At 41.0% G+C, this 14,180-nt stretch carries 8 protein-coding genes; all 8 read right to left on the reverse strand.

What is annotated here, in order from left to right; genetic code table 11:
• Positions 1–47: 47 nt before the first annotated feature.
• The 8 genes from BPR_RS10545 to BPR_RS10580 all read right to left on the reverse strand — a co-directional run bounded on the left by BPR_RS10545 (position 48) and on the right by BPR_RS10580 (position 14,108).
• Positions 48–8,105, reverse strand: a complete 8,058-nt coding sequence (locus BPR_RS10545; protein ID WP_013281469.1) for an InlB B-repeat-containing protein — start codon at positions 8,103–8,105, stop codon at positions 48–50.
• Positions 8,106–8,182: 77 nt separating this feature from the next.
• Positions 8,183–8,401, reverse strand: coding sequence for a hypothetical protein (locus BPR_RS10550; RefSeq protein ID WP_013281470.1), 219 nt, complete (start codon positions 8,399–8,401; stop codon positions 8,183–8,185).
• A 271-nt stretch (positions 8,402–8,672) separates the two neighbouring features.
• Complete coding sequence (locus tag BPR_RS10555) at positions 8,673–10,628, reverse strand: fructose-bisphosphatase class III (RefSeq protein WP_013281471.1); 1,956 nt, start codon at positions 10,626–10,628, stop codon at positions 8,673–8,675.
• 57 nt (positions 10,629–10,685) lie between these two features.
• A complete protein-coding gene (locus BPR_RS10560) occupies positions 10,686–11,339 on the reverse strand; it encodes an endonuclease III domain-containing protein (protein WP_013281472.1) in 654 nt (217 codons plus the stop codon).
• A 757-nt stretch (positions 11,340–12,096) separates the two neighbouring features.
• On the reverse strand, positions 12,097–12,396 hold the full coding sequence (locus BPR_RS10565) for a hypothetical protein (RefSeq protein WP_013281473.1): 300 nt from the start codon (positions 12,394–12,396) through the stop codon (positions 12,097–12,099).
• Between the two features lie 63 nt (positions 12,397–12,459).
• On the reverse strand, positions 12,460–13,077 hold the full coding sequence (locus BPR_RS19850) for a hypothetical protein (RefSeq protein ID WP_013281474.1): 618 nt from the start codon (positions 13,075–13,077) through the stop codon (positions 12,460–12,462).
• 15 nt (positions 13,078–13,092) lie between these two features.
• The gene (locus BPR_RS10575) at positions 13,093–13,548 is read right to left on the reverse strand and encodes a hypothetical protein (protein WP_013281475.1); all 456 of its coding nucleotides are present in this window, start codon (positions 13,546–13,548) and stop codon (positions 13,093–13,095) included.
• Positions 13,545–14,108 carry an RNA polymerase sigma factor gene (locus BPR_RS10580; RefSeq protein ID WP_042256933.1) on the reverse strand — a complete coding sequence of 188 codons (564 nt, stop codon included), beginning with the start codon at positions 14,106–14,108 and terminating at the stop codon, positions 13,545–13,547. The genes BPR_RS10575 and BPR_RS10580 overlap by 4 nt, the downstream gene beginning before the upstream one ends.
• Between the last annotated feature and the right edge of the window lie 72 nt (positions 14,109–14,180).

Raw genomic sequence — 14,180 nt, forward strand, 5'->3', positions numbered from 1 at the left:
GTGGCCTGCCCCGTGTGGAAATTATTCAGTTTTATTTATATAAATCTTTACTGCTCCTCTTCTTTTCTTCTGAAGCTTGCGAGAAGTGCTGCCAATATTGCAGCTGCTGCGATGATTGCAAATACTCTAGGAATTGTATTTGTTGCATCCTCTGTCTTTGCTCGTCTTGCTCCGAGAACTGCTGCTCCATTCTGTCTTGTTGCTCCAAGAACTGCTGCGTCAACAACCGGTGCTACAGGTGCTGTTGGTGCCAGCGGTGTTGCTGCATCGACAATAGTTGTAGGAGTAGTTGGTGTAGCAGGTGTAGGATCTGTAGTAGTAGGAGTTCCGCCACCACCTGGTGTAGGATCGCCACCGCCGCCCGGTGTAGGATCGCCGCCACCACCTGGTGTAGGAGGCGTTACGTTCTGGTTAACTTTAAGATCACCTTCAACCTTAGTAATGTTGTAGTTCTTATCAAGGTCTGTTCCTGCTCCGGCTACGATTGTAAATGTATTCTTGCTGCTGCCAACCTCAATCTGCTGACCTGTGATGTTATATCCAACTGTATCGCCTGTTGCCCAGTCTCTGTCAGTTGTGATTATGCTGCTGGTAAGTGCTGTGCCGTCATAGGTCTTTTCCGCACTGCCTGATGTAACTACTATGTTTCTCTTAGTAATTTCAAGTGTGCCTTCATCAAGCTGAAGAGTGAACTGACCACTTACGTCGTTTCCAGCTGCATCTTTTACAACCATTGTTCCTACGATATGAAGAGGATATGTTCCAACTTCTCTTCCGCTTCCATCTACGCTAAGTCCTGATACAAAGTACTGAACTCCGTCGATTGTTACGCTCTTATCTGATGGTGTTCCATCATCAGCAGATGCCTTGATAGGACTTAAGATTCCGGATATGAACTCTACTATACGAGCTACAGTATTCTGGCCCTGGCTGACTTTCTTGCCGCCAGCTACGCCATAGTCAAATCCTGTGTATGTCTCGCCGGTGTATTCTTTTATTACATTGTCTGTCTTAGCGATAATGATATACTTGTCAGCTCTATCTTTGATGTGAAGTACACCATCATTGATGTTAAAGGTTACATTGAAGTTAGCATCACTATTTGTGAACTGTCCTGCAGTAAGATTCATCTTGTAGTCGCCTACAAGTGTTCCTGCTGCCTTAGCTTCTCCTGTATTACCCACTTTACTTACATCGTAGATAGTACTCTCTGTTGTTGCCTTGTAGCCTGTTACTACCTGCTCTTTGCCGTTGTAGTCGAAGCTTGCTTCGTTACCTGTAATTGTTACTGTAACATCAGCTGGATCGATGATAAGGAATCCATCGGCGTCGATTGCGAAGGTTACACCTGTAAAGTTAGGATCATTATATGAGAACTTGGTTACATCCAGTTCCATATTATATGTTCCAACATCTGTACCCTTAGCTTCTGCAGTTCCACTGTACTTAACCTTAGTCTGGTCAAAGAAGGTGCTGTCTGATGTTGCTACAAAGCCTTGTGCCTTCTGCTCTGCTCCAGTGTACTTAAGTGTGTCATTATTACCAGTTACGGTAATCTTCATTGCTATAGGATTGATTTTCAGAGCGCCCTGCACTACCTTGAAGGTTACGTCCTTAAAGTTACTGTTGTTGTTAGTGAACTTAGTCTTGTCGATAGCAGTGTCGTATGTGCCTGCATCTGTTCCCTTAGCAACAGCTTCTCCGGTGTAGCTAAAGTCTGCCTCTTTGTAAAGAGGATCGCTTATTGCTACTGTGTAGCCTTCTACCTTCTGCTCTGTTCCATTGTAATCTACTGTAGCTTTTTTACCTGTAATGGTTACTACTACCTTACCCTTAGGAACGATCTTCATGAAGCCATCAGTTACGTTAAATGTTACGTCCTTAAAGTTATTATTAACGTTTGTGAACTTTGTCTCATCAATTCCCATATAAGTTGTGCCTTCATCTGTTCTGGTTGCTTGCTGATTACCTGAGTAGTTGAAGTCATCTCTCTTATAAAGGGTGTTACTGTATTCGTAGTCAATTCCAGAAACTGTATGGCTATTACCATCATAGGTCTTAGTGTCATTTCGTCCGACAACAGTTACTGTTACTGATATAGGTTCAATTACCAGTGAGCCGTCTGTTACGTCGAAGGTAACGTTTGTAAAGTTGCTATTGGTGTTAGCAAACTTCTCTTTTGCAAGGCCCATTGGATATGTTCCAGCATCAGTTCCGGATGCCTTAGCAAGTCCTGTAAAGGTGAAGTCTGCCTCGGTATATTTACTGTTACTGATTGATACATCGTATCCTGTTACGGACTGCTCAGTTCCTTTGTAGTCAACCTTAGCTGTATTACCTTTAATAGTAACTGTTACACCGTCGATAGGACTGATCTTAAGTTCGCCATCAGTTACACTAAAGGTTACTGTTTTAAAGTTGCTATTAGTATTAGTAAACTGAGCTGCTGCAAGGCCCATTGGATATGTTCCAGCATTAGTCTGTGTTATACTGTCAGGTCCATTAAATGTGAAATCAGCTGTTGTATAGAGACTACTGCTTATGGACTTAACATCATATCCAGATACCGTATGAGGATTTCCGTCGTAGGTTACACTGTCCTTATTGCCTTCAATTGTTACTGTTACATCGATAGGATTAACTGTCTGATATCCATCTTCTACTGTGAAGGTTACACTGGAGAAGTTTGCGTTTTCTACGCTGAACATCGCAGGTATAAGTCCCATCTTAGTTGTACCAGCATCTGTTCTCTCTGCCTTTGCCTCTGTTCCGCCAAACTTGACGTCTTCTTTTTTCAAAAGAGATCCTGCTGGAAGTTCAACATCATAACCAGTTACTGTATGCAGCTGTCCATCATAGTCAGTAGTATTATTGTGGCCAATAATCTTGGCTGTTGCTGTAACTGCTGTGATTACCAGTGAACCGTCATCTATAGCGAATGTAACTGTACCAAAGTTAGGATTGGTATTAGTAAACTGTGTTGCAGAAAGTCCCATAGGATATGTTCCTTTGTTGGTTCCCTTTGCAGTAGCATCTCCGCTAAATGTAAAGTATGTTTCCTTGTAAAGAGAACTACTGATTTCGCCAACTGTATATCCTGTAACGCTCTGCTCTGATCCGTTATATGACTTCTCTCCCTTTTTACCTATGATATTTACTGTTACGTTAATTGGTGTAATTTCCATGTAACCATCAGTTACTACGTTAAAGATTACATCTGTAAAGTTATCATTAGTATTTGTGAACTGTTCTGGCTTAAGTCCCATGAATGTTTTACCAGCATCAGTTCTTTCCGCAACCTTATCTCCTGAGAATGTAAAGTCAGTTTCTTTATAAAGGTCACTACTGATTTCCACATCATATCCTGATACGCTGTGGGATTGTCCGTCATAAACCTTTGTATCGTGATGACCAGTAATGGTAACTACTACTGATCCCTTACGAGTGATCTCCTGATAACCATCAGTTACATTAAAGGTTACTATTCCAAAGTTGCTATTCTTATTAGTAAACTGAGAAGCTGCAAGGCCCATATTAGTGGTACCCTGGAGTTTTCTCTCCGCATATGCAGTTCCTGAAAATTCAAAGTCTGCTTCTTTGTAGAGACTATTCTGTATTTCTACTTCGTAACCTGATACGCTATGCATCTGTCCATCATAAGCAGTTGAATTATGATGACCTACAATGTCAACTGTTACATTTATAGGCTTAATTGTCATAGATCCATCAGATGCTAATGTAAAGGTTACTGTAATGTTAGGGTCACTGTAGGAGAATTTCTCTACAGAAAGTCCCATAGCTTTTGTTCCAACATCTGTCTGCTTAGCAACTGCATCTCCAGCATATACAACTTTGGACTGGTCTATGCCATCACCTGTAGCTGTATATCCGGATGCTGTATGCTCTGTGCCATCATAATCTGCACTCTCTTTATTACCTGTAATGGTAACAGCTGCTGTCTTGGCATTGATTTTCAGCCATCCATCATTTACTACAAATTCTACTTCCGCAAAGTTTGTATTATTGTTTGTAAACTGTGAAGGAGCAAGGCCCATCTGGTATGTGCCCTTATTTGTGCCCTTAGCAACTGCTTCGCCTGAGAAGGTGAAATCTGATTCGCTATATCCGCTACTCTCAATTGGGCTACCATTTGCTGAGTAAGCGATAGCAACTGAGTATCCTGTAACACTCTGCTCTGATCCGTTATAGGTTACTGTATCTGTATTACCAGTAATGGTTACTGTAACCTTAATATCCTGTTTCCATACTGCGTAAAGGATATTGTGGTCAGGATCTGGAAGATTATCTGCTGCTATACGTGTTCCTTCTGTTACCCAAGCTGTTGTTGCATCTGCACTCTTTGCCCATCCAAGGAATGTATATCCTGAGCGTGAGAATCCGGAGTCAGCAAGTGTAAGCGCGTTAAATGCCTCGTTCTTTCTATATGTTAAAGTCTTAGCTTCTCCTGTTCCGCCATTTGGAACATATGTAACAGTAGTCTTCTCAGTGGAGGTTCCACCTGCGCCTTTCTTCTCATATATAGCAATCAGCTTAACTTCATTGCCGGATATAATTGTAGTGTCAATATCAAAGCTGTTATTTGGATAAAGAGGATCTCCTACTCCATTTACCTTCCAGCAAATGAATGTATATCCTTCCGCAATACTTGCAGGCGCTCCTTTAACTATTACTGTAGAATTCTTGTAGTAGTCATAATTATCTACCGGAGGATTTGATCCAAAGTCGCCAGCATAGTACTTAACATTTACTGTACCAGGGCTTCTCCACTTAGCTGTAAGATTTACATTGCTGGTTACAGCGCCGTAGCCATATGCAAATCCTGTTGAATCATCAAACCATCCAACTAGCTCTTCGCCTGTCTTTGTGGTCTTATCAAGTGATGATTTGCTGATAATCTCACCATAATCCAGATCAAAATCTTCTATCTGACCATCGGTAAGAGTGCCGCCGTTTGGATTAAGGTGTACGTGGTACTGCACTTTTTCATAATGTGCATACAATACCTTATTGGCATTAGGCATTGTGCTGTTCCAGTTAAATGGTACATTACCATTCAGGTCTTCGTACCAGCCTTTAAATTCGCAGCCTTCCCTATCAGGAAGTGCTGGTGCCAGTGACTTATAACCAGAAAGGCTCTCACCAAATGGCACTGAGCTAAATCTGCTGTCAACACCGCTCACAGAGGAAGTAATTCCGTTATAGTTATCCTTAAAGTCTATAGTATGCTTATTTCTCTTATAATAGAGATTCATGGTACCGCCGCCATACAATGCATGACCGTTATTATCGTAAGGCGGGTCGGACTTAAACCGAGTAAATCCTTCAATTTCCACAAACTCTTCATTTATAGTCGAATAAGTATATGATGCAAACTTAAGGGTTCTGGTGTTTCTGAGTGTAAAGTTTATACCATCAACTGTTGTCGTTACCGAATCAGTGGAAAGAGCTTCAACATAATAATTAAATACGGCATCGTAACTACCACTGTTGCCATAGTATGTGAATTTTATATTCTCACCAGGCATCTTTTCAATGTAATCTACACGAGTACCTTGTGTAAATGTTGATCCACTCTGTACTGTCCAGGAACCTGGATAAACTGTTCCGTTATTACTTTTAATAGGGAATTTATCCAGTATATTCTCTTCATATCTAGCCGTGATAGTAGCAATATTACTAGTGTCTTTTTTGTTTCTAAAGGTCAGTGTATATGTCTTTCTGTCAAAATACAGATTAACAACTGTATCACCTTTTGCTCTGATTACAGTAGTTGTCTTTTCATCTGAGCCATAAACTATTCTCTTCTTGTCGCTGTTATACTGGAATCCTGTTGCAGGATTATTGGTATAAGTTCTCAGCATGTTGTCAGTAATTGTCGCATTGGTAGTACCTGTTACAGTATGGCTTTCAACGTAATCATACGCTGAAGCATTCTCTATCTGCTGCTGCCAGATAACTACTGTGTAATTGGTAGTAGTTGCTGCTGTCCACTTAGCATAGAGAGTAACATCTGCATTAAGATACTCATTCCAGTTGAAAGCTGATGATTCAACTACGCCGCCATCTTCTCCATTTGCCTCTTTGTACCAGCCCTTAAACTCGTATCCTGGTCTTGTAGGATCTGCAGGCTTGGATTGAGATGGGTAATTACCTTCCATGACAGCTATAGGTCCTGTGTAGCTTGCACCACCGCCAGAGCCGCCATCATTTTCATCAAAGCGAATCCAATGTCCACTAACTATTACTGCATAGACAGTCTTATCAACTGCTGCATTAACTGAAGTAACAATCGGTCTGGTATCAGGAGTTGGCTTATTCTTAACAGTTGTCCAGCCCTTAAATACCTTTTCTGCACTATCAGGTGTTACAAAAACGTCTGTGAGTGTTACATTAGTATCGCCACCATCTTTAACTGTCTTTTTCTTAACCTGAACGATTTCTTCGTCAGGTCCTACCATTGTTACATAATATGTAGTCTCAATATCTGCATAACAGTTAAATACTTCCTGTGGCTGAACATCTGTAGCAGGTTGAGAAAAATCAATGGCAATCTTGTTAGTACCTACTTCGCGGTACCATCCAAAGAATTCCTGATCCTGTGTAAGACTTGGAATACCAGGTGTATAAATTGTTTCACCTTCTTTTACAGTCTGTGTATTTAAAGGTGTTGAGTCTGATTTTGAAGCATAGAAGTTATAGGTACGTGTTGCAACAGCTTCAGGATCTTCCTGACCTTCTCCTGCTACGATATAAACAGAGAAGGAGTTTGCATCAAATTCTGCTCCACTTTCACTTGCAGAACCTACAACTGATACATTATCGTTGTCATCTTTATGTACTACGCTAAAGGATTCACCTTCAAGACTATCTGCAATGCTAATTGATACGTGAACGTATTTAGCATTAGCTGGCTCAACCTCTTCGCCTTCTGCGTTTCTAAATGTAATATCTACACCCTTTGCAGATTTAACATTTTCTCCAAGGGCGTCCGTAGCTGCTGCCATAGCTTCATCGTCGCCAATAGCAGTAACTGTCATTGTTGTTCCCTCTGGGAAAATGCCTTCATCTGCAGATACTGATACATTCATTCCGCCTGCGCTTCCTGTGAAGTCCTGTGCAGGCATATTTGAAAGCTTCTCAAAGCAAGCTGTATAAGAAGCGTCCGCATAGATATCAGATGGAACAAATGTTGATTCTGTAGATACAGTATTTCCATTTCCATCTATCCATGCAGTAAACTGATAATACTTATTAACAGGTGATGCTGTTGAACCTTCAAATCGAGCATCCTCATCATTAATATTTATAGTTTCTGATGTCTTTGTTACACGTCCGCCAAGCTGTGCAGAGTAGCTTACTGTCACAAATTTTTCTTCAGGTATAAGTGATCTGAAGTTAGCTGTGAAAGAGGCTCCTTCTACAATCTGGTCTTTTCCCGGAACAAATGTATTGGATGTAGAAACGATATTTCCATCCATTGTCCAGTTAACAAATTCATAACCATCTGCTGCAGAGGCTGTTGAACCTTTAGCTTCACCGTCTTTTTCAACCTTCTCACTTGAAGGATCAACGCTTCCGCCATCTCCAGCCACGTAGCTGATACTGATGAATTCTCCCTCTTTTTCCTTTTCTTCAGGAATCTCGGGATCTTTCTTTTCCTCTGGTATTGCCTCTGGATCTACAGGGGCTTCCGGATCCTCAATTGCAGGCTCTACAGGTTCTGCAGGTGTTTCCGGATCTAGAGGATCTGCGTCTTCCGGATTTGCCGGTGCAGGATCTGGATTCTCAGGTGCCGGTTCCGGATTCTCGGGTTCTGTATTCTCAGGATTAGGCTGCGGATCTTCAGGCGCACCATTTTCCTCATTTCCATTCCCCGGATCAGTTGGTGTCTCAGGTGGAATCTCCTCAGGTTGCGATGTCGGTTCCACTACAGGTTCTTCTGTAGGAGCCGGATCTGCAGGGGTTTCCACACTTTCGTCACCGTCTGCGTAAACCCTTATAGTACCAAGGTCACTATGAAAAGTGCTTGCTATAAGAGCCATTGCTAAAAGATAAGCTAAAATACGGTTCCATTTTCTTAACATAACATCTTCCTCCTCGTAAGTTTTTCGCTTGTATGGAGTTTGTAGGTACTAGGTTAATAGTTACTGGTATTTTTTGCTCACTCAGCAAGAATCTGAATATCCTGGCCTTCACTCAATGCCTCGTCCATTAGTCTGATCAGCTCTAGCGCACTTCTGAATCTGAGGATTTTGTTCTCTTCGGCCCAGATAACTCTCCCCTGCCAGGTGTTTCTCTGGCAGTAGTCAACCTTCACGATGAAGGTTCCTTTGTTACGTTCTGGATTTGGATAATTGTACTTTGAATTCTCTTTATTCATGGCAATATATCCTTTCTCATATCCTTTGTTGAAATAATATTACAAAGGTTTCAATCATAAAAAACATCATACAACCCCAGTATTTTTGCGGATTCCGCTTAAAAGAAAATGAAAAAGATTAAAAAGAGATAAAGAAAACGTTTGAAAATATTTAGTATTTATTTAGAAAATACAGTTATTAAAACTACTATATATTGTGTTTCTTCATAAAAAGAGCTGAAAATAGCGAAAAAATGCTATTTCCAGCTCTGATATTTTATTTCACTTATTTTTAATATTTCTCTCTAATGAGTCCACTCTCATATGCACTCATAAGATCTTTGAGATCTTCAATCTGCTTCTGCAGACTCTTTCCAACATCTGTATCTTTGACCAGTATCCTCTTCTTGGTTTTCTCTGTTATCTGTATAGTAGGTGTGTTCTCAGCTCCCTTGACAAAGGGCTTATGGGCGGCAAGTGCCAGGTGGTGTGAATTGAAGATTAGTGTATACCCTGCAATTCCCGTCTGTTCATGGTAAGCCTTGGAAATACCGCCATCAATAATATAGAGTTTACCTCCTGCCTTTACAGGACTCTCTCCCTTCTTGGTTTTAACAGGAACATGACCGTTTATGATATGTGCCCACTCAGGATCAAGTCCGAACTCTTTAATTATTTTATCGGCACACTCCTCTTTGGCAGCAAATTTATAATATGGATTAAACTTCTCTGTGCATAACTCTTTTTCATGCCTGAGGAAGAGATGCTCAAAGGTTGTTATCTTATCTTTGCCAAAAAGAGGTGATCTTGGACCACACCACAGATACCACATGAGGTCAACTGCGTCCTGTTTTCTATCTGCATCATCTCTTGGATCAAGGAAAAATGCATCATGGATCTTGACGTTCAAATAATCCATCAGCTCTTTTCCCTTAAAGCTTCCATCCCTCGTCTCCATGCATATGAAGTTTCCCTTATCATCCATTGGAATACAGCCATGGTAAAGGAGATTATTGTTTATCACTCTGTACATAGCTCCGTGAGAATATAGAAACTGTACATGCCTTATCAGAAGCTGGGAATGGATAAAGCTAAGACGAAGCGTCCTCATCAGCTCTTTTTCACCATCTGAAAGCTTGTAGGGGTCAGCTGTGTCTATAGTTGGGAAGTTAGTGTCATTTAATTTGTAGCTCTTTTTACCAATAGTAACTGTTCCGTTACCATAATCGATCTTGTCGAGCAAAAGCCTGTTATCCAGCTTGTATTCAGGGTGCTTTTGGATGAGCTGGCCTTCCAATTTGAGCTGTATGATACTGATTGCCTTGCACATTTTAGCCGCCAGATCAGGATTAACTGAATCATACTTGTTCTCATCGAGCAGATGCGGTCTAAAGCACTCACAAGGGTCATCTCCATAAACTTCTGCGGCAAACATTGAGAGCGGGCGCAGGTTAATGCCGTATCCATCCTCAAGAGCATCAAAGCAGTTATAGCTGGTGCCAATCCTCAGTACATTAGCTATACAAGCGGTATTTCCGCAGGCTGCTCCCATCCAGTCAATATCATGATTTCCCCACTGGATATCCACATCATGGAAATTCATGATCTCTTCCATAACAAGATCAGGTCTTGGACCTCTGTCAAAAATGTCACCTATAATGTGAAGTGAATCAATAGTCAGATTCTGTATGAGCTCGCACAGGGCAATAATGAACTCATCTGCAGAGTCAATTTCGATAATACCGCTTATGATCTCATTATAATAAAGCTTTTTGTTGGCATCAGACATATCAAGATGCAAAAGCTCGTCAATAGCATAGGCATAGTCCTGAGGCATCTTCTTACGTACTTTGGATCTGGTGTACTTGGAACTTACGACTCTGCAGATCGCGATTAGTCTGTTGATCGCAATCTTCTGATGCTCATGGAGGAGCTTACTGGATGCAGTCTCATCATGCCTGTATCTGCTGATCACTTCACGCGGATAATAGATCAGATTAGCAAGTTCAAGTTGTTCAGACTCAGACATCATGTTTCCAAAGGTTTCTTCTATCTTGACTCTTATGATACCTGATGAACTTCTGAGAAGATGTGAAAAGCTCTCATATTCTCCATGTATATCGGAAAAGAAATACTCTGTTCCCTTGGGAAGTGCGCAAATAGCCCTTAGATTTATAATTTCTGCTCCTGCTTTCCTGGAGTTTGGAAATTCTTTACTAAGCAGTCGTAAATACTCTATATCTCTCATTCGTCCCCCTTTGTCAAATTCAAGATTGATCTTTGTGTCTCTGATCATGCTGACGGATTACTTTTTGATCTCTTTGGCCTTGCTGACCCCGGTTTTACATATATCTTTGAGACAGCATCTGTCACAATCAGGCCTTCTTGCTACGCAAACCTCACGTCCATGGGTTACAAAGCGGTGACAAAGAGCATTTCCTTCTTCCGGAGGAACAAGTTTCCAAAGCTCTTTTTCCACCTTGGCGGGCTCTTTGATATTATCCACAAGCCCAATAAGATTACAGAGCCTGATGCAGTGAGTATCAGTCACTATAGCAGGCTTGCCATAGACATCACCAAGAACAAGATTGGCACTTTTTCTTCCAACTCCGGGAAGCTTTAGTAATTCCTCCATGGAATCAGGAACTTTTCCACCATACTCATCTCTTAGCATCTTCATGCAGGCGGAGATATCTCTTGCCTTGGAATTGCCAAGACCGCAAGGTCTTACAATCTCTTCTATTCTTTCTACAGGAGCATCTGCAAGTGCTTCGAGGGTTGGATACTTCTCATAAAGAAGCGGTGTTATCATATCAACTCTTTTATCAGTACACTGCGCAGCAAGGCGAACGCTCACAAGAAGCTGCCATGCTTTATCATAAGCGAGTGTGCATACGGCGTCCGGATATTCTTTTTTGAGCCTCTTGATAACTTCAAGGGCAAGCTTTTTCTTTGTCATAGATTTTCCCTCTAGTTGAATTGCGGGGCCATGTGCAGCTCCAAATGCTTGTTTTCGTCTGCGCATTTGGGGCTGCATCATGACCGTTGCAAGCCATTTAACTTTTGACACATATATATGATATACAGTTTTCCCCCACAAAGTAATGCATATCATTTCTTATAAATAGAATATCATGAATCAGGCTAGGGGTTCAAAATGACTAGTGGTTATTATTCACAACGTAGTTCCCCGCGTCACAATCCGCCTGCAGGCCTTTCACTCACGCAAGATGTATTTTCTTGCCACTCCTGCCGGGATTTCAAGGCCTTAAAAATTCAACCGTCTATTCTATGGCTCAAAGTACTCACATCCTCGGCCCGGTTTCAAGCAGATGTTGTTGCATGCGAGTCTGAGATGGCAAATGCGATTTTCTAATGTTTCCATGGCATTTTTTCACGATGCATGCGAAGCTTTGTCTGAAGCAGGACGGAGCGTTTAGTTTTGAAAATATGAAAATGACATACGATGCGTAGCATCTATAAAAAGAGAAGAACTCAACTTCTTCAAGTTTACTTGAAAGATTGAGTTCTTCTCTTTTTAATACGCTCGCTTTTGCGAGCTTTGTCATTTTCATTTAGTAGATATCTTGTCCGTCCTGCAAGTTTAGCTGAGCATGCATCAATAAAAGAAAAAATGCGGAAACATCTAAGAAAATCTGCCTTTGTCAGTGACGAGCAGGCAATAACACTGCGCGGATAAAAGGGCCGTCGGATGTTCAGACAGTTCCACTTAAGTATGTGAAGCACCAGTCGGCGCCGGCCATTCCCATGGCAAAAAAGGCGATGACGATCATCAGAAAAATTGCAGCTTTATCATAGATGATCTTATCTGTCAGGAAGTTGGATATGAGAAGCTCAATTCCAAGTCCTATTATCATAAAGGGCCACAATCTGAAGATCATCTCATAGCTTATCAGCCCGAAAAAAAGATGAAGTATAAATGAAACTCCAAGGGCTATCATGAATAGTCCCGTGGTAATAGATCCTACTCTGTGTACTCTTATTGTTTTATCCATGTCTTTTCCCTTCTAATATTTGAAAAAATGCAAGAATAGCAAAGTCTGTGAAGAGTTCGTATATCAGGCTTCTTTTGCCTTCTGCTCATCCTGAACAGGTTCAGCTTTAGCCTCTATCGCTGTGAATACCTCTTTTGCAACAACATCAGCTGCATTTTCCGGCATTACAAGCTGTTTTTTCTTGCCCGCAATAAGGATAAATCCTGCTGCAACCAGAACAATAGCAATAAGGACAGAAGGAATATCACTAATAATAGGATAAAGGAAATCCCAATACTCGTTAGGAATCAGCTTGAATACTATCTCTGTTACATAATTCCATATCATTCCAAGTCCAACAAGCATAAGTATTACAGCAAAGACTGTACGTACCTTCTCTGCTGGAATATGGAGTGCTCTTGCAGAATCAAATTCTTCCCAGACATAAACATCTGGAAATCCAGCAAAGCCCGCATCATCAAGTTTGGCAATATTTCTGGCATGGAAGAATCCATAGAACCACTCAAGTGCAACTATCGCCATGATGAATTCAAATTCTGTAAAAATACCCAGAGCACATGTCACAAAGAAAATAGCCATGATACTAAAGCCATTTTTCATAAATCCCAGATACATTTCTGCTGCTCCCGGGAGAAAAGAGAATATAAAGGTAAAAAAGTTGTTTTTCTTAACAGGTTTCATAATATAATCCTCCACTTATTTACTAATAAAGCTGCTAAACCAGTTTTCAATATCATCTATAAAAGCCGGTCCGTCTGTTTTGTCTGTTTCGTTTAAAACTTCTTCTCTTGATCTGACATATCTTCGTGATACAATTTCTTCCCTGGGTGTTACTGTAGTCTGCGCGACTACTTCCTCTTTGTCCGGAATCCTCTCAACACCTTTTATAAACGGAACCATTACCATGATCAGAATAGCTGCGGCAATTGAACCAAATACCTTCATGCAATAGATACTGTAGTCAAGAATATTCCTGTTTGCGAGCCTGTGATTTTCTACAGAAGCTATCTTTTGATGCTCACTAAAATCCTCAATATTATTCAGAACTTCTGACATAAAATCATCCGGCGCATTCACAAGTCCTTCTTTTTCTACATTCTCTATGAGCTTATCCAGTTCTGAATCTGATAAATATTCATAATCCTTACTCATGCCAGAAGATCCTCCTTTCTCACAGTTTTCTTTAGCATTTCCCGGGCCCTGTAGATCTTGGTCTGAACCGTCTTGATAGGGATATCCGTCTTGTCAGATATTTCCCTCGCCGTCATACTTCCCATAAAGTACATTCTGGCTATTTCAGCATATCCCTCAGGAAGTTCCATGCATTTGCCCTCAACCTTTTCAAGTACATCTCTCGTGGCAAATACTTCAAGCGGGCCTTCCCTTGCATCCTCCATCTGGAGCTCTTCGTCTGTAGAAGCCGGAACTGCGCGCCTTTCTGCAGCTTTGAGGTAGTCAATGCACTTATTACTAGCTATTCTGCATAGCCATGCTTTTTCTGAGGCTCCATCAAATTCATCAAGATGTTCATAAGCAGAAATGAATGTTTCCTGGGCTATATCCTCCGCGGTAAAATAATCACCCGTAAGCTTAAGGCATACAGAGAAAACCAGATTCTTGTATGAATTCATGAGCTGTATTAACTTGTCTTTAGAATCTGTATTCCCCACTACTTCTCCTTCATTTCTTTCGTTCTTATCTTGCCTCTTCATTCTATATAACGAGACAGAAAGAAAAATGTCTTCAACTTTTTTAAATCATTTTTAAATATATTTATAAAAAAA

This window comes from Butyrivibrio proteoclasticus B316 (assembly GCF_000145035.1).
Taxonomy (GTDB): Bacteria; Bacillota; Clostridia; order Lachnospirales; family Lachnospiraceae; genus Butyrivibrio; species Butyrivibrio proteoclasticus.